Annotated in this window: 24 protein-coding genes; 5 read left to right on the top strand and 19 right to left on the bottom strand. The window is 53.7% G+C overall.

All coding sequences use genetic code 11. The features are described 5' to 3' along the window. From POTG_RS25285 to POTG_RS00825, 7 genes are all read right to left on the bottom strand, one after another. On the bottom strand, positions 1 to 114 hold a 114-nt coding region (locus tag POTG_RS25285; RefSeq protein WP_442852581.1), incomplete at its 3' end, for a putative immunity protein. Positions 115 to 210: 96 nt separating this feature from the next. Next, positions 211 to 465 (bottom strand): hypothetical protein, encoded by a 255-nt coding sequence (locus POTG_RS00850; RefSeq protein WP_009222895.1) that lies wholly within the window; start codon positions 463 to 465, stop codon positions 211 to 213. 104 nt (positions 466 to 569) lie between these two features. Then, positions 570 to 1,202, bottom strand: coding sequence for an NUDIX hydrolase (locus POTG_RS00845; RefSeq protein WP_009222894.1), 633 nt, complete (start codon positions 1,200 to 1,202; stop codon positions 570 to 572). 38 nt (positions 1,203 to 1,240) lie between these two features. Continuing rightward, on the bottom strand, positions 1,241 to 1,885 hold the full coding sequence (locus POTG_RS00840) for an alpha/beta hydrolase (RefSeq protein WP_009222893.1): 645 nt from the start codon (positions 1,883 to 1,885) through the stop codon (positions 1,241 to 1,243). Positions 1,886 to 2,043: 158 nt separating this feature from the next. Further along, entirely contained in the window at positions 2,044 to 2,613 is a 570-nt protein-coding gene (locus POTG_RS00835; protein WP_009222892.1) for a GNAT family N-acetyltransferase, read from the bottom strand. Then, positions 2,600 to 3,136, bottom strand: coding sequence for an RDD family protein (locus tag POTG_RS00830; RefSeq protein WP_009222891.1), 537 nt, complete (start codon positions 3,134 to 3,136; stop codon positions 2,600 to 2,602). Before POTG_RS00830 ends, POTG_RS00835 begins: the two co-directional genes overlap by 14 nt. Positions 3,137 to 3,213: 77 nt before the next feature. Next, a complete protein-coding gene (locus POTG_RS00825) occupies positions 3,214 to 3,720 on the bottom strand; it encodes a GNAT family N-acetyltransferase (RefSeq protein ID WP_009222890.1) in 507 nt (168 codons plus the stop codon). 214 nt (positions 3,721 to 3,934) lie between these two features. On the opposite strand from POTG_RS00825, the gene POTG_RS00820 reads away from it, so the two are divergent. Next, positions 3,935 to 5,182 carry an RICIN domain-containing protein gene (locus POTG_RS00820; protein ID WP_036643901.1) on the top strand — a complete coding sequence of 416 codons (1,248 nt, stop codon included), beginning with the start codon at positions 3,935 to 3,937 and terminating at the stop codon, positions 5,180 to 5,182. A gap of 81 nt (positions 5,183 to 5,263) precedes the next feature. On the opposite strand, the gene POTG_RS00815 is transcribed toward POTG_RS00820, so the two are convergent. The 5 genes from POTG_RS00815 to POTG_RS00795 form a co-directional block, all read right to left on the bottom strand. After that, positions 5,264 to 5,713 carry a PH domain-containing protein gene (locus tag POTG_RS00815; protein ID WP_009222888.1) on the bottom strand — a complete coding sequence of 150 codons (450 nt, stop codon included), beginning with the start codon at positions 5,711 to 5,713 and terminating at the stop codon, positions 5,264 to 5,266. 80 nt (positions 5,714 to 5,793) lie between these two features. Further along, positions 5,794 to 6,438, bottom strand: coding sequence for a pentapeptide repeat-containing protein (locus POTG_RS00810; protein WP_009222887.1), 645 nt, complete (start codon positions 6,436 to 6,438; stop codon positions 5,794 to 5,796). Positions 6,439 to 6,486: 48 nt separating this feature from the next. Continuing rightward, positions 6,487 to 8,727 (bottom strand): DEAD/DEAH box helicase, encoded by a 2,241-nt coding sequence (locus POTG_RS00805; RefSeq protein WP_009222886.1) that lies wholly within the window; start codon positions 8,725 to 8,727, stop codon positions 6,487 to 6,489. Then, positions 8,724 to 10,070 (bottom strand): ATP-binding protein, encoded by a 1,347-nt coding sequence (locus POTG_RS00800; RefSeq protein ID WP_009222885.1) that lies wholly within the window; start codon positions 10,068 to 10,070, stop codon positions 8,724 to 8,726. The genes POTG_RS00805 and POTG_RS00800 overlap by 4 nt, the downstream gene beginning before the upstream one ends. A gap of 60 nt (positions 10,071 to 10,130) precedes the next feature. After that, positions 10,131 to 11,900 carry a TerB N-terminal domain-containing protein gene (locus tag POTG_RS00795; RefSeq protein ID WP_009222884.1) on the bottom strand — a complete coding sequence of 590 codons (1,770 nt, stop codon included), beginning with the start codon at positions 11,898 to 11,900 and terminating at the stop codon, positions 10,131 to 10,133. Positions 11,901 to 12,025: 125 nt separating this feature from the next. Between POTG_RS00795 and POTG_RS00790 the strand changes: the two genes are divergently transcribed. Then, on the top strand, positions 12,026 to 12,736 hold the full coding sequence (locus tag POTG_RS00790) for a M50 family metallopeptidase (protein WP_009222883.1): 711 nt from the start codon (positions 12,026 to 12,028) through the stop codon (positions 12,734 to 12,736). 10 nt (positions 12,737 to 12,746) lie between these two features. Here the strand turns inward: POTG_RS00790 and POTG_RS00785 are convergent, their stop codons facing one another. After that, the gene (locus tag POTG_RS00785; protein ID WP_036643708.1) at positions 12,747 to 13,379 is read right to left on the bottom strand and encodes a hypothetical protein; all 633 of its coding nucleotides are present in this window, start codon (positions 13,377 to 13,379) and stop codon (positions 12,747 to 12,749) included. Positions 13,380 to 13,387: 8 nt separating this feature from the next. Beyond that, positions 13,388 to 14,206, bottom strand: coding sequence for a VOC family protein (locus POTG_RS00780; RefSeq protein WP_009222881.1), 819 nt, complete (start codon positions 14,204 to 14,206; stop codon positions 13,388 to 13,390). A 183-nt stretch (positions 14,207 to 14,389) separates the two neighbouring features. Between POTG_RS00780 and POTG_RS00775 the strand changes: the two genes are divergently transcribed. Both POTG_RS00775 and murI read left to right on the top strand, forming a co-directional pair. Further along, a complete protein-coding gene (locus POTG_RS00775) occupies positions 14,390 to 15,124 on the top strand; it encodes an HD domain-containing protein (RefSeq protein WP_009222880.1) in 735 nt (244 codons plus the stop codon). After that, a complete protein-coding gene (gene murI, locus POTG_RS00770; RefSeq protein WP_009222879.1) occupies positions 15,105 to 15,887 on the top strand; it encodes a glutamate racemase in 783 nt (260 codons plus the stop codon). The genes POTG_RS00775 and murI overlap by 20 nt, the downstream gene beginning before the upstream one ends. A gap of 84 nt (positions 15,888 to 15,971) precedes the next feature. On the opposite strand, the gene POTG_RS00765 is transcribed toward murI, so the two are convergent. From POTG_RS00765 to POTG_RS00750, 4 genes are all read right to left on the bottom strand, one after another. Further along, a complete protein-coding gene (locus POTG_RS00765; RefSeq protein ID WP_009222878.1) occupies positions 15,972 to 16,517 on the bottom strand; it encodes a GNAT family N-acetyltransferase in 546 nt (181 codons plus the stop codon). A 30-nt stretch (positions 16,518 to 16,547) separates the two neighbouring features. After that, on the bottom strand, positions 16,548 to 17,126 hold the full coding sequence (locus tag POTG_RS00760) for a hypothetical protein (protein WP_009222877.1): 579 nt from the start codon (positions 17,124 to 17,126) through the stop codon (positions 16,548 to 16,550). A 137-nt stretch (positions 17,127 to 17,263) separates the two neighbouring features. Further along, complete coding sequence (locus tag POTG_RS00755) at positions 17,264 to 18,106, bottom strand: Gfo/Idh/MocA family protein (RefSeq protein ID WP_009222876.1); 843 nt, start codon at positions 18,104 to 18,106, stop codon at positions 17,264 to 17,266. Next, positions 18,103 to 19,164, bottom strand: coding sequence for a Gfo/Idh/MocA family protein (locus POTG_RS00750; RefSeq protein WP_009222875.1), 1,062 nt, complete (start codon positions 19,162 to 19,164; stop codon positions 18,103 to 18,105). Before POTG_RS00750 ends, POTG_RS00755 begins: the two co-directional genes overlap by 4 nt. Positions 19,165 to 19,397: 233 nt before the next feature. Between POTG_RS00750 and POTG_RS00745 the strand changes: the two genes are divergently transcribed. Next, the gene (locus POTG_RS00745) at positions 19,398 to 20,975 is read left to right on the top strand and encodes an FAD-dependent oxidoreductase (protein ID WP_036643900.1); all 1,578 of its coding nucleotides are present in this window, start codon (positions 19,398 to 19,400) and stop codon (positions 20,973 to 20,975) included. Positions 20,976 to 21,043: 68 nt separating this feature from the next. On the opposite strand, the gene POTG_RS00740 is transcribed toward POTG_RS00745, so the two are convergent. Next, complete coding sequence (locus POTG_RS00740) at positions 21,044 to 25,774, bottom strand: S-layer homology domain-containing protein (protein ID WP_036643705.1); 4,731 nt, start codon at positions 25,772 to 25,774, stop codon at positions 21,044 to 21,046. Positions 25,775 to 25,781: the final 7 nt, after the last annotated feature.

The following is a 25,781-nucleotide window of genomic DNA, read 5'->3' as shown; positions in this document are numbered from 1 at the left end:
CGCCGCTTCGATCGCCTGCCGCGGCCGCAGGTCCTTCGGCCGTGCCGCCTCGAAGCAAGGCAGCACGCGTTCCGCGCATTCCGCCGCCCATAACGCCAGCGTTCGCTGGTCCATCTGCTCCGCTTGGTCTGCGATGGCCCGTTTGATTTTCACATCAACAAACTTCCTGGATTCCAAGTGGATTTTCCCCTTTCCCCGATACGAAGCTAGTTAGAACAATCCCCAATAGAAAATAAGCAAGAGCGCAAGAATCACAGCGGCGGTAATGGCCAGGTTTGGGATCAAATTTCCGTAATAGCTTTTGAGGTGTGTATAGCATTCCGTTAAGAGTAATAACCCGGCGAAGATCGTTACAATCATGCCAAGAGCGCGTATAAACCCGAAGATGGGACGAAGCAGAAAGAAATCCATCGCCGGAAAAGGAACCAGACAAAAACCAACGCCGACCAGAAAAGCGTATAGCAAGCTCTTTTCCTTGCTCAGCGGAAGTCACCTCCTTGCTTGTAGCTCATGCCGCACACTTCTATACCATTTATATATGCTGACGCCCAGCAGAAAACCCGCCGCGTTCAGAATAAGGCGGTAATCCGGTCAAATAACATTTGATAATACTCGTCCGAATTGGGCGTAAAATCCGTGAGCCGCCACGTGGCCTGTTTTTCCTTCAGAACCCCGTTGGCTTCATCCACGTAAACTCCCGTTGACGTCAGCTCGTCGCGTTCCCCGCGGCGCAGCTCCTGAAAAGCCAGCATGCCCACCCAATACAACCCGGTCAGTTCCTCGGTCTGGATGCGGTAATCGAGCAAGGGCTTTTCATTTTCGTAGATAAAGACATGGTTGACCTCACGGTCGATCAAATCGGGTGAAGGAAAATGCTCTTGAGCTACCCTGCCGAGATAAGTCAGATCCTCGACCGGCACCGCTAACCCAAGCTCCTCCTCCAATTCACGGATACCGTCCTTTGCGTCTTCTCCGGCTTGGAGATGACCTGCGCAGGAAGTATCCAATAGCAACGGGAATACGTCTTTGTTGGGATGACGCCGTTGAAATAACAGATAAATCTCACCCTGGGCATCCCGTTTAATGATCCAGCAATGAAAGGTTTGGTGCCACCACCCTTTTGCATGGACCTCTTCTCTAGAGGCTGTACCCAGCTTCTTCATATCCTTCGTGTAGATGTCAAACATTTCAGTTTCGCTCATGCTGTCCTCCAAGTGGGTTCGTTGTCAGCCGTTCTTCTTTAGTCCTGATCCTCCGCTCCACCAAGCAGTACTTCCTTATATAAAACGGTGAGCTTTCGTAAAATTTCCAAGCTTTCCTCCACCCGTTCCGTTTCCAAGACATGGTTAGCGCCGGGGATCGGCACAATCTTCAGCCGTTCGGATGCCTTCAGACGGCTTGCCAATCCGGGTGGAAACACATCATCCTTCGTACCGTATACGACAACCGCTTGAGTTTCATGGATGTACGGGAGGGTATCAGAAATTGGCGTCAGATAAATATGCCGGATTTCCTCTGCTCTGACCCCCAATCTGCGATGAACTTCGCCAGCCACCACCGTCCCCAAGCTTTTGCTGATAAACACAATTTCTTCATAGCTGCCGATGACCTGCCGTATCGCGTGTTCGCAATCCTCAATAACCTGCGGGATCTCCCGATACTCGAGCTCCTTACGGGCGGCCTGATAACCGTACTCCAGCGCCAGAATATCATATCCGCACTCCCGGGCTGCAAGCGCGGCATAATGCAGCGTGGGTTTATCGCAAGAGTAATTTTTGCCGGGAAACAAAACCACCAGCTTTCGATTGGAATCCGTGACTTGGATATATCTTACGCTCATCTCGGTCTTCCAATGGGAAGGAAACTTCAGAGTGGATGCTTTCATCCTTGTCCCTCTCCTCTCAATATTAGAGTAACTCCAGAGTACCTATAGCTGAAACCGCTCCTGAATGATTTGAGCCACCTCGTCTGCCGTCTCCCTTCCGCATATAATACAACCCGGCTCTCGTATACGTTTAGCCGGGTCATGCAGCATATCACGTTCTATTCACGGCGGGGCAGCTTAGCATCCAGAAAATTCGTCTGGCAATCGTCCCGCAGCAGTTCCATGTAGATTTCATCGAAGTAGGTATTGTTCACGTAGTAGCTTTGCGATCTGCGGCCAAACACGCGGAAGCCCGCTTTTTCATAGCATCGGATGGCCGGTTGATTGAACTCAAAGACGCGCAGCATGATGTTGTTGAGGTTCAGGATCTTGAATCCGTATTCGCATAGGAGCTGAAGCGCCTCGGTACCGTACCCTTGCCCCCGCTGTCCCTCATCTCCCAAGAAGATCCCAGCCTCAGCCACTCTGCGGACATGATCGATGGCAAATAACGAACAGTTGCCTAGCAGTTGGTCTCCATCCAGCTGAACGATCGCGTAATTTTGGCCTTCCTTGGCCATGTCTTCCAAAAAGCTCTTCTCCCGTTGCAACCCGATCACTTCACGGGAAGTACCGAGCCGGATGGAAACGGTTAGATCGTTGATCCACCGAGCGTAAGTCTCCGCATCCTCCGGATTCACCGGGGACAGGTACAGTCTGGACCCCACCAGCTTCTTAAAATACTTCATCGGTTATCTCCCTCTCTCGTGCGCTTGGATTCACCTTCGTGCCAGCAACCAGATCGTGGCAGGTCCGGCTTCCCTTAGTGGAAAATAATATCACAAGATAAACGATCATTAAACCGTTCGGCAAGTAAATCCAGCCTGGATGAGCCGGCGTTTCCACGCTCCACCAAGGTTCGGGCACCAAAATGATGGCGTGGGTCATCTCCCAGGGAAGCAGGCGCACCGCCGTTCTAGCCAAAGCTTGCCATAACCGGATCGGCTCCCCCCGGCGGTTCGTAACGCGTAGATTAAGCCACTTTTTTCCAAACGTCTGTCCATCGCGCAGCTCCATCACAGTAAAAAAACTCCATACGGGCAACGACATCGTGGCCAGCACCCAAAGCTCAATTTCAATCCCCTTGTCGAAATCGTCGAAGGGAAAGCCGGAAGCGGCGGCATTTATCAGCCATTGCAAAGACACCAAAATGACTGCCAGCATTGTGAAATCGATCCAATAGGCAAATAACCTCTTCAGGGCGAGTATCATGTCTCACCTGCCGATTCTTTTTTTATACAAGATACGCTTTTCGCGACTCCATCTGACCTCGATGGCGGTGTTCATGCTCACTCCAGCCTTAACGCCATATAATCCTCATCAAAATAGGCTCCATCCCATTTCAAGGCTCTTCGCTCGGTTCCATACCTCTGAAACCCGAGAGATTCGTAAAGCCTTCGTGCCGAATCATTTGTAGAGACCACCGTTAAATTCAGCTGTTCCAGCCCTTCCATCCGCTTGGCTCTCGCAAGGAGTTCTTCCATCAGCGCCTGACCTATCCCCTTCCCACGCATCCCGGGGGTTACTAATAAACCAAACACGTTTCCTTTATGCCGGGTTTTTGGGGAACTTTCTCGAATAAACGTAACGATGCCGGCTAAGGTCCCGTGCTCGTCGAACGCGCCTAGCACAAAGCGGTCTTCGGTTGGTTTGATGCGCTCCGTCACCATGTCCATTGTAAAGTCCGCCTCCCGCTCGAAGGTAGAGCCGAAGGCTTCCGGATTTACCTGCAATCCTTGCAAGCGAAGGCTTTGGTAGATCGACGCGTCGCTCTCCTCTAATATTCGCAGATTCATAGCTTTCCCCCGTTCCGTCTTGGATTGATACCAGAATACCAGAACCCCATCAATTTGAAAAACCTGTAAAAAAAGTTGTTGTAAAACAAACCTCTAAATGGTAATCTATGTAATGATAGCGCTATCATATCAAAATCGAAACCGGTTTAGTATGAATTTCGCCTGTGGTAAGTTAGCCCAATCCATTCATTCTTGAAAGGAGCGATTTTTCATGATGCTAAAACGCGGTAAACCGATTCTCCTCTTTCTGGTGCTCACCCTCCTGGTCGTCTTTGTCCCCGTCCCCAACACGACAAGCGCGGCTCCCAACTGGCAGTTGGTATGGAGCGATGAATTTAACGGTTCCTCGTTGAATCGCGGCGTTTGGACGCCCGAAATTGGCACCGGCCAGAACGGATGGGGGAACAACGAACTTCAATATTATACCGACAGGCCGCAAAACGTACAGGTGACGGGAGGCAATCTGGTCATCACTGCCCAACGGGAAAATTATGAAGGAAGAAACTACACCTCTGCACGAATCAAAACCCAAGGCTTAAAGAGCTTCCAATACGGCAAAATCGAAGCCCGCATTAAGCTTCCAACCGGACAAGGCATTTGGCCGGCGTTCTGGATGCTGGGCGAAAACTTCAGAGATGTCGGTTGGCCTTACTGTGGTGAAATCGACATTATGGAACATGTCAACAATGAATCGGTTGTCCATGGTACCGTCCATTGGGACGCCAATGGATATGCCTCTTATGGCCGGGCCTCGGGCAATTTGGATTTCTCTCAATTCCATACGTACTCCATTGAGTGGGACCCGAGCTATATCCGCTGGTTCGTTGACGGCGTTCAGTACAATGAGATCTATATCGCCAACGGAACCGGGAATACAGAAGAATTCCAGAAGCCGTTCTTCATTCTGCTGAATCTCGCCGTCGGCGGCAACTGGCCGGGCAGCCCGAACGGGTCGACACCTTTCCCTGCACAAATGCTTGTGGATTATGTTCGCGTCTATCAGGATCAAGGGGGTTCCTCGCCCGTCCTTGAGAACGGTGCCGTATACACCATCGCCTCCAAAGTCAGCGGCAAGGTACTGGATGTCGTGGATGTCTCCACTGCGGACGGGGCTAAAATTCAACAGTGGACCAACTATTCCGCCAGCAACCAACGCTTCCGGCTGGAATCCACGGGCGATGGCTATTATAAGCTGACCGCCATCCATAGCGGCAAGGTGCTGGACGTCCCTAGTGCAAGCACAGCCGCAGGCGTGCAGCTGCAACAATGGACGGATAACGGCACCGATGCACAGCGATGGCGAATCGTAGATGCAGGCGGCGGATATTTCAAGCTGATCTCCAAAGCCAGCGGATTGGTCATGGATGTGTCTGGCGCTTCAACAGCGGACGGGGCGGCGGTCCAACAGTGGACCGATAACGGCACGGATGCGCAGAAGTGGATGTTTACGAAGGTAAATTAAGCTTGAGCTTCAAAGGGGCGGATATCAATTTCCGCCCCTTTGGTTCTAGGTAAGCTGGCAGGATAGCCCTTTTCCCCCTGCTCAGGATTGATCGGCGATTTGGATAGAGGGGTTCCGGCGAATCAGCTCTTGAATAAACCGCTCCTGATCCACCGGCGAAATGACGACGCTGCCCAGGACACCGTTCCGGTAATGGATTTCGATCGCATCCCGCGAGAATAAGAGCCGATATCCCAACCAGATATTCGGTTGCCGCGTTATTCGAGTGATATCCTCATAACGAATTTTTGAATGAAACATCCCGCCTTTGACAAACAGCAGATCCTCCCTGATCACATAAGAGATATCAAGCGCTAACCAAGCCAGCAATAGGGTGACGAGCGCATCGGGCACGATGATCCCTACAAGCTCCGTTCGCGTTAACGCTTGCGGATCAAGAAGCAGCGGCCAAAGCAGCACTAGATTAGCAACCAAGAGAAAGAATAGCCAAAGGCATACAAACAACGGATCCCGTTTCGTTTTGAATCGCATAGCAACCCTCCTGCAATTCACGTTTACGAGTAACGTCGAGATATCGCCGGATGTATCCGGGTGTTACGTGCGTTTTTGTATTATTTTACGATCAGGCCAAGCAGTTTGGCAAAGCCGATCGCTTGCTCCGGGGAAACCGTGCAGCCTGCCAAGGCATAGGCCGGGATATCTACGCGTTCAAACGTGCAGGTGCTGATATCCATTCCCTTCAGTGAGGTATCGTTAAAATCCGCCTCATTCAGATCCGAGTTCAGCAGCTCAACCTCTTTAAATTTGGCGCTGTAAAAATTCGCGTTCTGCAGAGAACAGTCATGAAATCTCACCTGCTTCAAGGAGGCTTCCACGAAGTCGCTTAAATTCATGATGCAACACTCAAACATCACGGAGCCGGCATTCACTTTGGACAGATTCAGCCCCGTCAACTTGCAGTCTTTAAAATGCACCCGGTGGATAATGGCATTCTCCAGCACCGCGTTGGATAAATCGCAATTTTCCAGCACGACGTCGGTCATGTCCATCCGCTCAAAAGTGGTACCCACAAAGGAACAGCCCCGAAGCATCACTTTGGATAAAATACATTTTTCGATACTCCCGTACTCATAGGATGCGCCCGCCACCGTAGCTCCAACCAACTCATGGTCCTCATCGTCCAGCACATCCTCCCAATCGGCTTCCATTAATTCAGCCGTAAGCTGTGGGGGACTCATTTTCGTTTTTTTGCTCATCAAGTTTCCTCCCGGATGACGTCTTCGCCAACTCATTCACTTCATCGATCAAGCTTCGGAGTTCTTGGATGCTTTCGCGGAGTGTAAATCACTTGGCTTCTGCGCCGCTTCCAAAGCTTCGGCTAATCCCGTTACATCCAGCCCGTCCACGGCAAAAGCGCGCCGTACCAGCTCATGCGGCACAAACTCGTCGTATTTGCCCAGATAAGGGGCTTCCGACGCAGCTAGCAGCGCCTCCGGGTGAGGAATCGAGGCGAGTTCTGCCTCAATGGCAGCAAGCAGCTCCTTGGCGCCTGCTCTCCCCGACACGACCATATAATAGGGTTCCATCGGCACGACCTGGCGCAGGCCCATTGGATCCGACAAGTTGTGCTTCAGCAATCGTTCCAGGGTGCGAAATTGCTTGCTTCCCGCCCACGGTAAAATAAACAGCGAATCGCCGCCTGCCGGAATCACAGGACTGTTAAGCAGCCCGCTCTCCCGGGCTAACCGGCGCGCCCGTTCCAAGCGATTGGCCGCGCCCGGAGCAAGATACGGGTACAAAGTATGCACCTCCAATACCTGGCGCATCTTCTGCATGACCCGGGTATGGACATCTCCCCCGGCGCCAAGCCATAGCGTATCCACCTTGCCGCGCGAGGATTTGACGTACACCGCTTTATGCTTGCTGTCCACTTCCTCGACCTTCCACAGCTTCCCGGCCAAAGAGAAGCAATAGCCAGGCGGCGGCACAGTGGTGATGCTGCCAATTTCCTCAGAGCCGTTGTAGACGACATGCTCCTCGTCATCTTTAAAGACAGCGTAGAAGCGGAAGTTATTTACGACCTTCTCTCCGCCGAGTCCGATGATCAGCGTGCCTTCCTCGGTCTGCTGGATATGGTCGGTTTGCAGCAGGTACTGTAACAACGCCTTGTACTCCTCGGGCTCAACGCCGCGAAACGCCGGCAACGTCAGTACAGCCCGGGCCAAATCCGCCGGTTCCGCTTCGCCGATGCTCTTAAGCGTGCTCATCGTCTGATGGTACAGCACGCCAACCGGCTTCTTGCGCAGCTCGACCGGCTCCACCCAGCGCTCGCGCACATACAGCTCGATGACGGCGATCGCCCGCAGCAGCGTCCACGGCATGCGTGCCGGCAATTGGGCGTCCTCATCCTCTTCCTCTGCGCAGAGGAACATCATCTCCGACGCCTGATCGCCGCGCCGGCCAGAGCGGCCCAGCCGCTGCACGAAGCTGGAGCAGCTGTACGGTGCACCGAGCTGGATGACCCGCTCCAGCTCGCCCAGATCGATGCCGAGCTCCAGCGTCACCGTCGCTGCGGCTACCGCCGGGCCGGGGCCGGAGCGCAACGCGGCCTCGGTCTCTTCACGCAGCATCGCAGAAATGCTGCCGTGATGGACATGGAACACATCACGCTCCTCCCGCTTTGCCGCAATCCGGCGGAGCTCCAGCGTGGTCAACTCGGCGTCCGTGCGGCTGTTGGTGAAGACGAGTGCTTTTTTGCGATGGGTGTTGTCGTAAATGAAGTTATAATACTTCTGCTTGGCCAGCTCCAAATGCTCTGCTTCCCGTTCGTCGCGGGCATCCGGGAAGGAGAAATGCTCCACCGACAGCTTTAGCTTGCGTCCGCCCGGCGGGGAGACCACCTCCACCGGCTGCGGCGTCCCCGCCCCAAGCCATCGGGCAGCGATCTCGTAATCACCAAGCGTAGCTGATAAGCCGATTCGTCTCGGCTTGCAGGAAGCCATACGCTCTAATCGGGTCAGCTGGCTGATAACCTGAATCCCGCGATCGGCCCCCATAAACGCGTGCACCTCATCGATCATGATATATCGCAGATCATGGAACAACGCCGGGATCGCATTCGGGCGGTTCATGAGCAGCCCTTCCAGCGATTCGGGGGTAATTTGCAGGACACCGCTGGGGCGCTGCATCAGCTTGGTTTTCTCCGCTTGGGCGACGTCGCCGTGCCAATGCCAGACCGGCACTTCCCCGTCTCGCAGCAGCTCCTTGATCCGCTCGAACTGATCGTTAATCAACGCCTTTAACGGTCCGATGTAAAGAATGCCAACCGACTCCGAAGGCCGATGATAGAGCTCCGTAAGCGCAGGGAAAAAGGCCGCTTCCGTCTTCCCCGACGCGGTGCCTGATGCGATGAGAAGATGGTGCGGCGTGTCAAACAACACGCGGCAGGCTTCGATCTGGGCGTCACGCAGCGAGTCCCATCTTTTGCGGTAAATGTATTCTTGAATAAACGGCGCCAACCGGGAAAAAGGGCTCGTCCCGCTCATAACTCAAACTCCGCCAAAAAGTCGTCCAGCTCGTCGGTGCCGCCCTTGTTCTTGTCCCCTTGGTTCGCAGACGCCGCATATTCCTGCTCCCGTTCGCCCATCAGTTCCTCGAACGACAGCTCCGGCTGCTGGTGCATCAGGTGCAGCACATCCATAAAATCGCGCACGACCTCCCGGGTCGTGAGCAACTCCTCGGCACCCAAGCGGTTCACCGCCGCCTGCATAAAGGCGATCAACTGCTCATCGGTCAGGCGCATCGTGTAACCGAAATGGATCGCGTGAATCTCGCGCAGCTTCTGCAGCAAGAGCAAAATTTCCTCATGCGACAGCATGTCCAGCTTCAGGATCGGCGACGTATACGAACGGCGCGTCCCACTGCTGTAGCGCCCATCGATCAGCCGCGAGCGCAGGGCATCGTAGCTGAACAGCCCGCGCCGCTCGTCTTCCACGAATTGCGGCGTGCCGCCCAAGAAGATGCCGAGGTACTGGGCTTTCCCCTGCATCGTGTCGTTGAACATCGTCAGGATCTTCTCGTAATTGCTTTGGCGGGAGATGCTGTTTGTGATTTTGTACAGATTGACGCCCTCATCGATGAACAGCAGCAGCCCGCGATACCCGATGCGCACTGCAAATTCCGCCCACAGCTTCATGTAGTCGTACCAGTTGTCGTCGTCGATGATCACGCCGACACCCAGCTCCTGGCGCGCCTCCGTTTTGGTTGGCACCTCGCCGCGCAGCCAGCGTAAAGCCGCGGCTTTCCGGTCATCGTCGCCAAGCTTGTAGCCCGACCAGTAGGCTGCCAGCACCTTGGCGAAGTCAAATCCGTGCACGAGGCTTTGCATCTCGTTGGTCACCGCATAAATTCGCAGCTCCACCGCATCATGCAGCTGCGGATCACCGGGACGCAGGCCGGTGGCCTGCATTTGCTCCTGCTGGAGAGCGGCGATCCACTTCTGCAGCATCGTCTCCAGCGCGCCGCCGTCAGGCCGCGTTCGGGTGGATAAATGCATCATCAGCTCCCGATAGGTTGCCAGCCCCTGCCCTTTTGTGCCGACCAGCCGGCGCTCCGGCGAAAGATCGGCGTCAGCCACCACGAAATCGCGGTCCATCGCATAGTTGCGAATCATCTGGAGCAGGAAGCTCTTCCCGCTTCCGTAACGCCCTGTGATCAAACGGAAAGCCGCCCCGCCCTCCGCAATATTGTCCATGTCCTGCAGGATCGACGCCACCTCCGGTTTACGCCCGACCGCGATATGCTCCAGCCCGACCCGCGGCACGACCCCGGCCGTCAAGGAATTGACGAGCGCGGTGGTCAGCCGCTTGGGGATTTGCACCTGTTTCATTCTCGTTCACCTCATCGTTCCAAACTTATCCTATATCCTACAATGTATCTCTCTTATCGCTTAGCGTTGACTTGCAAGCCACCCGTCAAGCTCTGCGCGGTAGTCATCTACAACTTCGTCTCCGTCGATTAAGAGATCCCCGATCTGCTCCATCGCCAGCTCATTGATCTCATCGATCAGCAGCTCAGGCATGGAGCCAGCCTGCTCGGCAATCGCTTGGCGTTCCTCAGCACTTTGGCCCTGGAGTAGAGCGGCCAACATCTGCGCCTGCGGAGCCGTCAAGCCAGCGAACAGTTCCTGCCATTCCTCCGGCAAGTTCGTGATCGCCCCGCTTTGGAACTGCTCAGCATCGCTTCGTTCCTCGGCCAATGGCTGAGGAACTTCTTCAACCGGGTGCGGGGACTGCGAATCAATGGCCGTCTCTTCCCTACGCTCCCCAAACGAATCTGCTCTATCGGATCGCGCCGCCTCTGCCTCTTCCAGCACCTGTTCATATCCCCGTTCAAAATCAAAGGCGGGCTGCAACGGTTCCACTTCGACAGGCGATCGTCCTAACGAAATTGCAGCCTGCTCCAGCGGCATTCCCGGTGCTTCCGGCGCAAAAGCCAGCGTCTGCTCCTCGCTAAGCAGCATGTCCCGCACCTCGTCGGACTCCTGCTGCAGCTTGCGCAATTTGGCGGTGTTAATTTTCACTTTGGGTGCCCGTGCTTTCGCTTCTTCTGCCCTCTGTCGTTCAAATTCCTTGCTCAAATAACGGCGGACCAGCTGCTCGATCTCCGGCCCCACGTCGATCCCCCGCAGCTTTCCCTTAAACCCGGTTAACTCCCGCAATTGGTTCTCGGTTAGGCGTACGAGCTGGGTCAGAAAGGCTCGCAGCGGCGGATGCCCGCTATAAGGCAAGACGGTGACTGGCTTCGTGCGCCCATACAATTCATGATCATACACCGCGCTGCGGAACAGGTAACGGGCGATTTGAGTCTCCTTCGGCTTATACAGCTCCAGAATCCGAATGCCCTTGCTTCTGGAAAGATAGCCGTCGACCAACGAAATGACCCTCGGCACGTAGTTTTGCATGTCCTTGCGCCCTTGCTCCTGGTAAAAGCGGCTCTTTTCCACATTATAATCCACCAGCTTGAGCAGCAGCTCCCAGCTCAGGTCCAGCGGTTCGGCGGTGAATCTTCTGCGCCATTCCAGCTCCTTCAGCTCCATGGACAGATTGCGTGGCAGCTTGGCCATCGGTTCAGTGGGACGTTCCTCCAGTTGGAACACCAAGGCCAAATCGAATAACCACTCCCGTACGTAGAGATCCAGCTTAGGATAACGCTGCCGGTATCCCTGCCAAACCTGCTCCATTAAGGCATATCCTTCGGCCGGCTCCGACCAGCCGATCCCATGGATCAGCTCGTACAAATAAACGAATACGTAAGACAGATCAGTATCCGGATAACGTCCGGAACGGACCTCCCCGCGCCAGAACAAATACCATTTCAGCTGCCTTGGCTGCATCTCATCATAGGTCGGCCAATACGTCTGAAAAGGAACAAACTCCGCTGCCCCCTCAAAGGCTGTCTCCAATTCCTTCGCCTTCTGGACAAACCGTTGCTCCCGGGAAATATAACGAAAATCCTGTTGCCAATCCGTAGTACGCTCCCAAAGATCCGGCGCAACCACCCGGCTCACCGGCTCCTTCCTGCCTTCCTCCGGCTTGTTTCCGTCCACCACTTCCAATTCGGCGAAGGTTAGCTGGTGTTCCGGGTTCGTCTGTCGTTCCCGATTATTATGTAGATGTCGGCTGAAAAAGCTGTGTTTTTCATCCGTTCCGTCGTTCATCGTTCCTAAACCTCCGTCACGTCCATTATACCACCCGACCGAAAATTTGTTCGCCTTTTGAATACTATTTTGCCCTCCCTTATAATGAAAAGCAACTGCAAGTTGCCGGGGAGGGCGAAGGTTTGATGAATCAATGGCTGAAAGCTTGTGTTTTTCTGATCGGAGCGGCCGTTTTAACCCGATTGATCCCGTTCTCCGATTGGTTCCGCATGCTGGACACGATGGTGCATGAGTTGGGCCATGCCGTGGTTACCTTACTTGCGTCCGGACAGGTGCTTCGCATCGAACTGCACCCGGATCACAGCGGCGTCACCTATTCGGTACTGGCATCGGGATGGAGCCAATTCGCCGTATCCTTGGCTGGATATACCTCGGCTTCCCTGTTTGCGGTCGCCATGTTCTTCGGCTATTCCCGACAACAACAAGCCGCCGGCCTCGTCTTGATCAGTATGCTGGCGTTGATCTCGCTGCTGCTGTTTGTACGCTCGGGCTACGGCCGGGGATGGTTAATCTTGTTTCTGCTGGTGAACGCAGCGTTTTTCCTGTGGGGAGGACGAATTCGCAATTTCTATTATCTGTTGCTGGCGTTCTTATGCTTGGAAGAGTCGGTGCTGGGGCCGGTCACGCTGCTGCTGAATTCCATCGTTTCGCCCAGCCAGGCGGGAGATGCGACCAATCTGGCCCAGCTTACAGGAGTTTCCCCTCTGGTATGGTCGCTAATCTTTCTAGCCATTTCACTGCTATGCGCCTTGTCCGCGCTGCAACTGTATTGGAATGACCGCAGACGGAACCGGGAGAAGCGCAGAATGAGCCGTTCGAGCTCGGTGAGCCCGTAGAGGGCTCCCCTCATCGATCCTTAATGATCGTACATCTCAAGACATGAACTTCCTGATTGTCACGGATCAATGCATCGACATCATCGCTGGACTCCATATAGCCCTTCCCTTTATTTCTCACAATTACGCCCAATACGGCCGTTTCATTTGGGTTCGCGGTAATGGACGTCATGGGATGGGTCATGGCACTATCATAATCGCTCTTGGGCATTTCCGCTTTGGAGCTGACCACGTTTCCTTTTTGCCGGAAAGCAATCGTCCAGACCTCGTCCCCGTTCCTCATGCCAAGGGTCGTTAAATACAAGCGAAAGGTGTCTTTGACCTGTTCCAGAGAAGTTTCCAGCCCGAGCAAGGATCCCACTTTCTCCCCATTCACATACTGATCAACCCAAAAATGAACCCGATTGGCTTGAACCTCACCTAAGTTCACGTCAAATATCAATGAACTATCCGATCCTGTCGCTTTCAGAATGGCATACTCTTCGTCGTCCATCGGCAGGGGTTCAATCTTGATGCCCTCGATTACCTTCTTTGGTAAATGGTTCTCTAGGTCAACCGTCTCCGAACGACTCCCTTCGCAACCCGAGAGGACCAAGGAAGCAACTAGAACACAAGCCAGGATGGGATAAAAATATTTTCTCATTCTACACCTCACAAACTACGGATATTAAATCGATTTCCGTCCGGATCATAGAAATGAAAACTTACTAATCCCTGGGTCAGATAGCCGCCGATCCCGGAGGTTTCGATTCCGCGTTGTTTTAAATATTGATGATACTTGAAAAAGTCTTGACGCTCTTGAATCCAGCACACCGGCTGGACCTGCCCGTCCACTTTGCCGACGCATGCCTCATCACTTTTTTGTTCAAGCACCCAAAGTGACTTCGCTTCGGAATGATTCAGCGGCAGCTCCATCACTGCGTAGCCGTCGGTCGGATGATGCTGGGTACATTTCATGCCCAGATGTTGTCCGTACCATTGAATCGCCTCGTTTAACCGGCTGACGCCTACCCTGATCCAAGAGGGCGCTAAGTCGGAAGATGGCAACGTCAAATCCTCCTGCAGCGTTAACCGGATGCCTTCGGCGGTAGCCCATACATCGAAATACCGGGATTGGGGCCCAGCATATACGGCAGATACTCGCACGCCATCGGTGACAAAAGCTCGCCGCAGACGATCCAATTCCCGGGTTCGAAAGCAAACCCGAAGGTCGGCATCCACGGTCCCTCGTTCAGCATAGTGATGGGGGAGCCGGGTATCCGTAAGATAAGTCACCAGCCAGGTTCCAAAGGGTAACTGAGTCATTTTACCTTGGGAACAGCGGGGATCCACCTTCCAGTTCTCTTGCCGAAGCACCTTCCAGCCAAAGTACTTCTCGAACCACTTCACCACTTGATCCTGATTATCCCACAACACATCGATCGTTTGCCCGTCAAAATAAAGCTCGGGAATCTCCTTGCCCGCTGCCATAGGGAGCCTCCTTCATCCATTCATACAGAACTTTCCAATCCTATTATCGCTGAACCTGTCCGCAGGATAAAGGTAAATATTTGCACTTTGCGCCGCTTCCTTCTGAATCTTTCGTTCATATAATGCGACTGGGACTCACAAACAAGTTTAAAGAATGGCGATTTTGCGGTAAGATGGTATTCGATGTTTCTAGGAACTAGGGATTGGAAAGGAACGGTGCAGATGGATCGGCAGCACATCATCGAACAAGCCGAGCACTTTGTGCAAAACGTGCACAGCGGGGACGGGAGCGGCCACGACTGGTGGCATATTCATCGGGTGCGGAACATGGCCTTGGCCATCGCCCGCAAGGAGCAGGCGGATTTGTTCGTATGCGAGCTGGCGGCCCTGCTGCACGACGTCGCCGACGAGAAGCTGAATCCGTCCAAGGAAGCGGGATTACTTCGGGTTCGCAACTGGTTGGAAGCACATATCGAGGATCCATCCGTCATCAGCGAAGTCATGGAGATTATTTCGACCATGTCATATAATGGCGGCAAAAATCCCCCTATGGCGACGCTCAACGGACAAATCGTTCAGGATGCCGACCGGCTGGATGCCATGGGAGCGATCGGCATTGCCAGAACATTTGCTTATGGGGGCTCCAGAGGCAGATCCATGCATGAACCGGGGCAGGATTTCTCCGATTTGGATTACCGCAGCCATGAGAAAACGACGATTTATCATTTCTACGAAAAGCTATTAAAGTTAAAAGATTTGATGAATACCCGGCATGCCCGGAAGCTGGCCGAATCACGGCATGAATTTATGCTGCGTTTCTTGGAGCAGTTTTACCGGGAATGGGATGCCGCTGACGAACATCAGGATGAACAAACCACAACAAATTCAGGTGATATGAGTGAGAATCGCATTTTTTGACTCAGGGATCGGCGGCTTGACCGTGTTAACGGAGGCGATGAGGAAGCTGCCGAACGAGGATTTTCTTTATTTTGCCGATACGCTCCACGTGCCTTACGGGACCAAAACGCTGCCCGAAGTGAAACGGTACGTCGAGGAATCGGTAAGTCTTATCATGCAGGGCGACATTAAAGCCTTGGTCGTGGCCTGCAATACCGCAACGAGCGCCGCCATCGAGGAACTTCGCCGTACGTACGACATCCCGATTGTCGGCATGGAGCCGGCCGTGAAGCCGGCCGTGAAACGAAGCCAAGCCGCCGGCAAACGGGTCTTGGTTTTTGCGACCTCGTTGACGTTAAGCCTTTCGAAATACACTGACCTGGTGGCCCGGGTGGACGACCACAAGGTGGTGGATTCGATGCCGCTGCCGGAGTTGGTGCAATATTGCGAACAACTGCAGTTCGATCGGGACGAAATCGAGCGTTATTTCAGCCGCAAGCTCGCGGGGATCGATTTGTCGCAATACAGCACGATTGTGCTGGGATGCACGCATTTTCCTTATTACAAAAGCATCCTGCAGCAAATCCTGCCGCCCCATATTGAGCTGATCGACGGCAGCCATGGCACGGTAGAGCGGCTGTGTTCGCTGATTGGCAGCTCGGCCAATCCCGGTCAAGCTTTTAAAGGGCATATCGAGTTCAAATGCTCCGACGAAAACCCGGCTTATCTGGACAAAATGGCCCGGGCGCTGGATTACCTGCAAACGCAATATTCTGCTCAATAATGCGCGGTAACGTATAAAAGCCTTGTCCCGGCGGTGAAATCGCTTAGGACAGGGCTTTTTTAGCTGCGCGGGCATGGGGTTTAATTACTCCATCTCCTCATTGAGCAGAACCATATGAATATGATCTTCCCACTTCCCGTTAATTTGCAGGTACTTTTTCGAGATTCCTTCATTTTGAAAACCTAACTTCTGCACCACGCGAAGCGATGCGTGATTTCTTGGCATGATGTTTGCCTCAATCCGATGCAAGTGCAACTCGCGGAACGCATGGCCAACCACCGCCTCGACGGCTTCCGTCATCAGTCCCTTTCCTTGCTCCTGCTCATCGATTCGATACCCCATGTGGCAGGACTGGAACGCCCCTCTGACAATATTGCTGAGCGCCACCGAACCTATAATCCGGCCATCTTGGAATAGCCAGAATTTCCGGAGCAAACCTTGCTCCATCTTCTCGGCTTCGTCCCGCAGGATTTCCTGTTGAACGGAGTAAGTGTAGAAATCTTCCGTCCTTAGCGGTTCCCACGCCTTAAGGAAGTCTTTATTCCGAACGACAAACGCCAAGACCTGATCCGTATAGGTGTCATCGATGATTTTAAGCGTCATGCGTTTCGTGGTGATTTCATTTTTCATAGATAATCCTCACTTTTCTTATACCTCAATCTATGATTCCGATATCTTGGTACTGATGATTTCTTGGTCTTCTGTTTGCGCTATCAGTTTAAACCTTGTCCCCTGCTCTTCGGAAATATAAAGATACCACAATCGAATACCCGGACCCCCTGTTTCCATAACAGACGCAGTAAAGCTCTCATTGGTCGCATAGCTGTAGACATGGATCGCATCGATCTGCGCGCTTTGGATCACACCAAAGAGAAGCGGAAAGGGGGAATCGGCATCTGTACCTTTTGTTGATGGAAAATATTGCTCTGTCCAAAAGCTGTCAGGATCGTTATCAGAGACGTGAGGCACGGTATGCCCTCCGCCCCATCCCCACTTCCAGCCCAGTAACGGCGTTTTTTGGACGTATTCGGCATTGAGCGTTTGCCCGTTTTGCAGATGACGAAGCATGAACAACACCTTGCCTTGATCCGTCTTGACCTCGTGTAAGAGTTGTCCATTGATCTCAGATCTAACTCTCTCGACTGCCTCCATGGGTGTAGACGAATATTGGTTGCTTATGTAAAAATAGCCGAACCCTAGTGCAATTAGGACTAACGCAAAAATCGCTGTTTTCCTCATAGTTCCTCCCGCAAGAGAGCTTTGGGATTCAACCCTTCCAACATTATACATTCTTATCTCGGAAGATCACTAGCCTCTGATTCAATCATCTAAAAACCCACCTTCAGGCGAAGGTGGGTCGTGTCAATCAATTATGATTAGGAGGATGGCAAATCCAACCATATCCCTGGTGTTTCCGCCGCCTTCAATCCGTACTCGATTACGGTGATCACGGCTACAGTTTCGGCCGGGTCAACTGCGGGCTCGCCGGTTTCAAAGAAGGTCACCAGGTTCCGGATAAACGGATCAAAGAAATTGGAGGCCGCCGTGGCTTGCTTAAAGGTTCCATTATCGTATTTGATGCCAAGGGTAAAAGGACAATTGTCCCCCAAATGGTGGATCGATGCTTGGCGGCCTTCCCCGAAGTCGATGAGAAGCGCGGGGGAATCCGGCGTTCCGGTGTACATGACGCGCTTGGGATCGGCCCCCATCAGACGGATGATCGGCTCGATTTGATGAATCGAATAGTTGTCGAATGCGCCGGGCCCCCAGCTGCAAATCGTTTGAATCCCTGCCTTGTCAATCTCCGCATATTCGCTGGCAAAACGGAGGGCAGACGTCGAATACATCGGCGTTCCGTGCTGCGCGGCCAGGTCGAAGAGGCGTACCGCCGTCTCCCGGTCCGGAGCAAACGTCTTATCGATGTAGGTCGGCTTGCCCGACTGCAACGGAAGCTGCGACAATTCCTCATGGAACTCCGGATTGTCGGGAGATAACACGATCAAGTAATCGCTCCGCTCCACGACGTCTTGAATGGACGGCAGTAATTCGATGCCGTGCTCCTTGCACCACGCCTCGTTTGTGAGTCCGTTCTCCTTGTCTCTTTTCCCATAAGCATACGTTACCTTCATGGCGCCATCGGAAGCCTGCTCGATCCACCCGGGATATTTGTTGGCATGGAACTGGTCGAGATGCAGGTCGATAAACCCGATTTTTTTCATGAGAGCGCGATTTCCTCCCCTTTGTCGGATGAATCATAAATCGCCTGAATAATGCGAGAGGACAGGATGACGGTGTCAATATGGGAGGGCTGCTTCTCCCCCGTTTGGATGCACTCCAGGAAGCCATCGATTTCCTGCTGATACATATTCCCGGAGGTGAACTTTGGCGTTGTTTCGATCAGAGCGCCGTCTTTGGCTGTATAGAAGGTAAAATCCCCGCCGTAGTTCAACCGTATGCCGCCCTTGTCGCCCAGGAAGTCGATAAACATCTCCTCAACTCCGATGTTCTGCGCCCAAGCTCCGTTCAAGGAAATCGTCGGGCCTTCGGTACGGATCAATGCGGTTACGAAGTCATCGACATCATACGTACCGTGATAATCCGGCGGTCCTGCCCACATTTTGAGATACGTATAGTTTTCCATGTCTTTCCCCAGTTTGGAATAGGCTTGACTGGTAACGGTTCTAGGCTTCGGATCGCCCGCACAGTACATGACGATGTCGATAAAATGAACGCCCCAGTCGATCAGCGCCCCGCCACCGGCGATCGCTTTCGTCGTAAAAGCGCCGCCTAAACCCGGAATCGATCGGTGGGCGCGGAAGCTGGCGTACACATGATACAACTCGCCAAGCTCGCCGTTTTGGATCATGTTTTTGATGCGATTGACACTTTCGTTGTACCGATTCACGACCCCGATATTCAACACTTTGCCCGTCTCATGCTGGACCTTCTGCATTTCTAAGGCTTCTTCGTAAGTCCGGGCTGCCGGCTTCTCGCAAACCACATGCTTCCCCGCACGAAGGCAATCAATGGCAATCGTCGCGTGCGAAGCATTAGGCGTACAGATGGATACAGCATCCACCTCCGGATCTTCAACGATCTGCCGGTAATCTGTGATCGCCTGTCCGCATTCGTATTTGGTGACAGCCGCCTCGGCGCGTTCCTTCAAGATGTCACAGAAATACTTGATTTCTACATGCTTGTGGTTCAGGTAAGACGGGATGTGGGCGTGGTTTGCAATCGTGCCGCAGCCAATCACGGCAATGGTGATCTTGTTCATCAGCTTCCCTCCTGCTAACTAGAAATCGTCGGATCAAGATAAGTCTATGATGATTCCTAGCATACCAGATCAGTCGCAAATTGGAATAAGTCAGAAGGCGAAACCACATCAAATTACCATAAAAGGTCACCCGCTTCCCGTACCGTTCTCTGGCCTAACCATCTACAATGAATGCAATCATGGGCAACCTGACGTCAAACGATGAATCTCAGGAAAAAAGGAGAATGGAAGCGATGAAACGCGAAATGAAGGCGGATATCGTCATCCTTGGGGGTGGTACCGGAGGAACCGCCGCAGCTCTAGCCGCGGCCGCTTCAGGCAAAACCGTCATCATGACGGAGGAGACGCTTTGGATTGGCGGGCAACTGACCAGTCAGGCCGTTCCGCCGGATGAGCACCCCTGGATTGAGCATTTTGGCTGTACAAGAACTTACCGAAGATTCCGCAATGGCATACGCCAGTACTATCGAGATCATTATCCGTTAACACCGGCGGCGCGTAACCTACCCGAACTCAATCCCGGCGGCGGCATCGTCAGCCGGATTAGTCATGATCCCCGCGTTGGACTGGCTGTGCTTGAGCAGATGCTAGCCCCTTACCTGCACAGCGGAAGGCTGACGATTCTTCACCGTTATCGCCTCCAGCAAGCCGAAACTGAAGGAGATGCCGTCCGCAGTGTGACGGTACGTCATCTCGACACCGGGGATGAACTGGTGCTTGAGGCGCCGTTTTTTCTCGATGCCACCGAACTTGGAGACTTGCTTCCACTTGCAGGAATTGAGTATGTAACCGGGGCCGAATCGAAAGCACAAACCGGCGAGCCTCATGCGATCGATGGAGATCCGGCGCCGCAGGACATCCAGAGCTTCACGTATTGCTTTGCCGTAGACTATGCCGACGGGGAAGAACATCTCATCGACAAGCCTGAGATGTACGCGTTCTGGAGACAATATCAAGCTGATTTCTGGCCGGATCGGCTGTTAAGCTTAACCGGCGTGAGGCCAGCCACAAACGAGCCGGTTGAATATGAGGTTTTTCCGGGTTATGGAGGCAAGTTCCCGCTGTTTCAATACCGGCAAATCCTCGATCCCACCCATTTCGACAGCCGCTTCGGCTTTCGTCCGATCTCCCTGATCAACTGGCCGCAGAACGACTATTGGCTCGGCTCCATTATCGACGTCCCGGAGGAGGAAGCCGCGCGTCATCTCCATCAAGCTAAGCAGCTAAGCCTGTCGCTGTTGTATTGGCTGCAGACTGAAGCTCCTCGGCCGGACGGCGGGCAAGGCTACCCTGGTTTGCGCCTGCGCCGCGACGTCGTCGGAACGGAGGACGGGCTGGCGATGGCTCCGTATATCCGCGAGTCGAGACGAATTCAAGCGGAGTTTACGGTGCTGGAGCAGCATGTCGCCACGGCCTCCCGTCCAGACGGTGCAGCCGAGTGGTTCCCGGATTCCGTTGGGGTCGGATGTTACCGCATCGATCTGCATCCGAGCACGGGCAACCGGCCGTACATTGATATCTCTTCCTTGCCCTTTCAAATTCCGCTGGGCAGCTTGATCCCGAAACGGGTCAAAAACGTGCTGGCAGCCGGTAAAAACATCGGGGTCACCCATATCACCAACGGCTGTTACCGGCTCCATCCCGTGGAATGGAACATCGGCGAAGCTGCAGGAATGTGCGCCAGCTTCTGCTTGGATCGCAACCTCTTCCCAACGGACGTTCGCAATCATGATGAAACCTTATCCGACTTTCAACAGCGCCTCCTCAGCCAAGGCGTTGAATTACAGTGGCCCAAGCTGCGCCCAGTTTGATATTTCAAGGAAAAAAGAATGCCAGCCAGCGGATGAAGCCTTCCGCAGGCTGGCATTTTGCGTTCCATTTACGGATTGATCAGCCCCGCCATCCGCAACATTCGGGCAAGCACCGTCGCTGCTTCTGCACGGGTAGACGATGCTTCGGGGGCAAAATCGCCATCCCCGCGCCCTTTCATTAAGCCCGATTCCACGGCGATAGCTGCGGCTTCTTTAGCCCAAGCTCCAATTTGGCTGCGATCCTCGAATCCAGCCAGCGTGGAACTCGGGTTTCCAAGAGGAACCTCGGCTCCTGCCAGCTTCAACGCACGAACCAGCAGCACACTCATCTGTTGACGCGTAATTTGCTCGTTCGGACGGAACTCTCCGCCGGCAAAACCTTCAATTAACCCGTGTTCTACCGCCGTCGATACCGCACTCGCATACCACGCACCCGGGTTTACATCGGTGAAGCCCCCGCTCGGATTCGGCTGCTGTCCTGTCAAACCGAGGGCACGGACGAGCATGGCCGTAAATTGGGTTCTCGTAATCGGTGCATTGGGGCTGAATTCCGTATCGGAGGTGCCTTGGATGACCGTTTTGGAGGCTAACATTCCTACCTCGTCAGCCGCCCAGTGGCCGTTCAGATCCGTAAAGGTCTTCCGGTGCGCGATCGCCGCATAAATGCCGCTTGCCTTCAACCGGAACGTGATCAGGGCCTTACCGCCTTCCTCCCTGATCACCGCAGGCACAAACGTGTAGCTGCCCAAAGAAGGCTGCAGAAGAAGAACGGTGGTCGTACCGGCAGAGATGGAACCTGACAGCGGTGCAGCCGTAAACTTGGCATTGGCTCCCTTAAAGGCTGGCAGTTCAGTTAAGGTGCCGCCTTGCTCCCAAAAGAAGGACACCTCCAGCAGCGATCCAAGCGGTGCAGCCTGATCCGGCAACAAGCGGTGAAGCTCTTCTTCCTGCGCTTTCGCAGGTAGACTGAGGCGAATATGCAAGCTGTCCGCAGATCCCCGCAGTTGCAGAGACTCGCTTAACGCCTGAACCGGCAGCTCCAGCCTGCCTACTAACGGCGACTCCAGCAGGATAACGCCATTTGGCAACTCCTTCACCGCTGCCTCCAATCCCGCGGTTGGCAAGTGCAGGGTGAGGACGTCGGCGGATTCAGTGAAGCTGTATTGAAGCTGCTGCGATTGGGCCGGTTTCGTTTGAAGACTTTTGACCTCCTCAAGCATCCGCGACAATTCGGCCTTAGCGTCTACGAGATGCTGTCCATTCTCCGCCGTAGTCTTCACAACGTGCAGCCGCTCCGGCTTCACCGGCTGGGTTGGCGTCGTACCGCTGCTGCTGCCGCCCGACGATCCCGGCTGGCCAGGATTGGAGCCGCCATCCCCGGTGGATGTGCGAATGATCTGCACGGTCTGGCTATTCGTTTTCAGATCATCCACATATACATCCACTTGGACGAAATTGATCCCTGGCGATAACGGGACGTTTGCTGAGAAAGTTCCGGTCGGGTTAACGGACGCGGACTCCCCATTTACTTTCACGGAAGGCGTTCCTGGGCCAAGCACCTCAACCGTGCCTTCCAACGGATAATGGCTGTCCCGTGTTTCTCGCAACGCATCATCCATCAGGCCGCTTAAGACGGCGGAACGAACCTGATCGCCAACCTCATAAGCGTTGGCCACAAGTTGCCGATTGGTTCTAACTCCCGATGGATCAATGGTCGAGATGACGAAGCCGCCTGGCGGAATGACGCTGTTATTCTCCTCCGGCGCTCCCCAACTCCAATTGATCGCTTGATTGCGGTTGGCCACGCGGGTGACGACGCCCGTATCATCCACAACCACCTCAACGCCAAAATGATTTGTTCCCGTTGTCGTTCCAAACGCGTCCGTCAGCACATTAATGTTACCTTCCACCCGGTTCACGTTGTAATAATGGCCTTCGAGGAACGTATCAGGACGATCCGGCAAGCTCATGCCCAGTTGGTAATCCTTCACCCATTCGCGGTCCTCCAGCGACGCCTTGGCAATCGCCCAGTTAATTTGGGAAGCGTCGAACAGCATGAGTCCATTTGTCGTTCTCAAACCCGCCTGGAACACCTCCCGCTGAACGGCTGGAAGCTGTACATTGTTTAGGGCAATCCCTGCATACAGTGGAATCTCGCCATTCGTCACGATGTTCCCAAGGGTAATGTACTTCTGAATCTCCTGACTGGTCGTCTGATAAGCGCCAATCATCAGAAAATCTAGATATTCGATGTACCCGGTATCGTAATACTCCGGTGTATAAATCGACTCAACCGGCAAGCCCAGGGAAGGATGGATACGGAAATTTTTGCTCGCCCAGTTCACCCCGTTGAGATAATACGTCTCATACCAGGAACCGACGTAGGAAGACACCTTGATCGTTCTTCCCGACCCAGCCTCGTAGGAATCCACCAGCGACTTCACTTCGCCAAAAAAGCTCTGGATCACACCTGACCGGAACTCCCACCAATCTTGGATGAGCGGGCCATCCACTCTGACGTTATTTTCATAATAAAAAATGTCATTGGGCCAGTCGTTCAGCTGCTTGCCGCGCTGGAGCAAGAACTGCTCAAACTTGACCCGCGTTTCCTCGCTGAAATCTGCACCTTCATTGTCGTAGCGTCCACGGTCATGTACGACGCCATCCACGTCATAATTTTTGAGAATCTCTTCAAAAGTCTTCAGCTCGAACTCGCGCACCTCATCGTTTGCCGGATTGACGAAGGCGACCAAGCCCTGCTTCGCGCTTTCCCGCAGCCGTTTGATTTCACCGTTGTTTTCCGCGTAGTGCACGCGCTCTTCCCAGTCCAGGTGATCATTCAGCACGGCGTACTCGTTATAGGCGATAGACCCTTCGGCAAATACGTTAACCACCGCATGGATTTCCAACCCTAAATCATGGCCATGATCGATGAATTCCTGCAGCAGATCCAAGTCCGGATTGGCTCCTGCTCTTCCGGGAGCTTGAAGTTCGCTGACGTAGGGCCTTCCGGTCAAGTCATTTTTCTTGTACGAGACATAGCCTTCTACGCCCTTCACATCCAAGGCGATGGAGGTGACTCCGGTATCCTTGGCCTTTTGAAGAAAAGCGCGCACCTGCTCGCTGGTTTGAAACTTTTTCGCATTGGAGGCCTGATCGACCCATAAAATGACTTCTTTGTCCGAGGCAAGATGATCCCGGGCAAACACCGCCAGATCCCGACGGTCCTGCTCGATCTCGTTTTTTAATACCCTCATTTCGATATAGTTGGTGCCTTTCGTTAAAGGGTAAGAATAGCTAAAGGATCCATCCGCCTCAAAAGGAACGGAAGTCCCATTCACCAGCAGCTGGATGGCCGCCGGATCGTCGATATTCTCGATGATCCCCGACAGGATCGTGTGGTCCTCCGTCACCGTATACATCCGCTGATTGTTTACCTTGAGACGGGCGATCGGGCCATTCCCGCTCATCAGATCCCGGACGGATACGACTTCTCCGTTCTTGCGAAGCTTGATGATGTCTCCCGCTTTGAAATTTTCTGCGAGGAAACGCTTGATGTAATTGCCAGCATAACTGTCGTCCTGCGCCATCAGCACATAACCTTCCTCCGGAATTTCAAGGAGGGTCGGCCCGGTCCATACGGGAGGCTGACCGTTAATTGAAGGGTTAATCACCTGCAAAACCCGGTTGTTAGCATCGACCTGTACGGCCACATTGAACTGTGGAATTTCGATCGATTCGCCGTAATCTCTAGTAAACAACGCAACGATATTGGGCACGCCAGTCACGTCTTTATCCACGTAATCGATCTTGATCCGCGGTCCATCAATGTCGATGGAGATATCTTTGGGTGCGGCTTCAACTTCGATATAGTCCTGATTCTCCGACGGCTCATACATAATCGTCAATATCTCCCTTTCCAATTCCTCCCCGGCCTGAAGTAAGATGACCGTTACTGCGTTCGCTCCCGCACTTAAATACACATTTTCACGAAAAACCCCATCCGCTGATAACTCGACCTGGTCCCCATTTACCGTAACGCCAAGCTCCAGATGCTCATCATAATTCGCCACAAACCCGGCAACTTCGATGACAGGAATGTCCACGATCGTCTGGTCTTCCGTTAACAGCATGAGCTCGGGAAGCGCTGGCTCCGGATCGGGATCCGGTTCAGGTTCCGGTTCGGCGGCAGGTGGAGGCTCTGGAGCAGGTTCCGGGTCCGGATCAGGCGTTGCCGGAATAAAATCCGCCGCGGTCACTTCCACCCCCGCACGCATCAGCTTCACCTGATCCCCGAGGTGATACTCCTGAAAGAGCGCCGGTCGATATGCCGACTCGTCCCAAGAGCTCTTCCCTCCAGCCAGCACGAGGTATCCCCCTTCCGGAATCGGGAGCATTCGCTCCGCATCCCATGTTGTGGGAGGATCATCTAGGGGACCAACGACTTCCTGCACGATCCCTTCGGCATCAACGGTGACGGCCACTTGCCCTTCCGCAACCCGTACCTCCGACACAGGCTCATACGCGGCATCGGTTACGGTCGCCCCGCTCGTGAACAAGGCAAGGTAATCGGTCTTTTCCTCCAGCGAGGCACCCGCTGCGTTAATGTCCGTGAATTCAAGCGAAATACCGCCTTCTTCTTTTACAAACTGAACCGGTTCCCCTGAAGTCTCTTCCGCCCTCGGAAGTTCCTCCGTACCTGCGGCCGAGGAGGCGATGGGCATCCCTGGCCAGAACAACGCCGCCAGTAAAGTGAGACAAATCACCCCGGCCATTCGCCTCTGCAACATACGTTTCATCCAGATG

It is taken from the genome of Paenibacillus sp. oral taxon 786 str. D14 (assembly GCF_000159955.1).
Classification (GTDB): Bacteria; Bacillota; Bacilli; order Paenibacillales; family Paenibacillaceae; genus Fontibacillus; species Fontibacillus phoenicis.
This window is presented reverse-complemented; position numbering and strand designations above follow the sequence as displayed.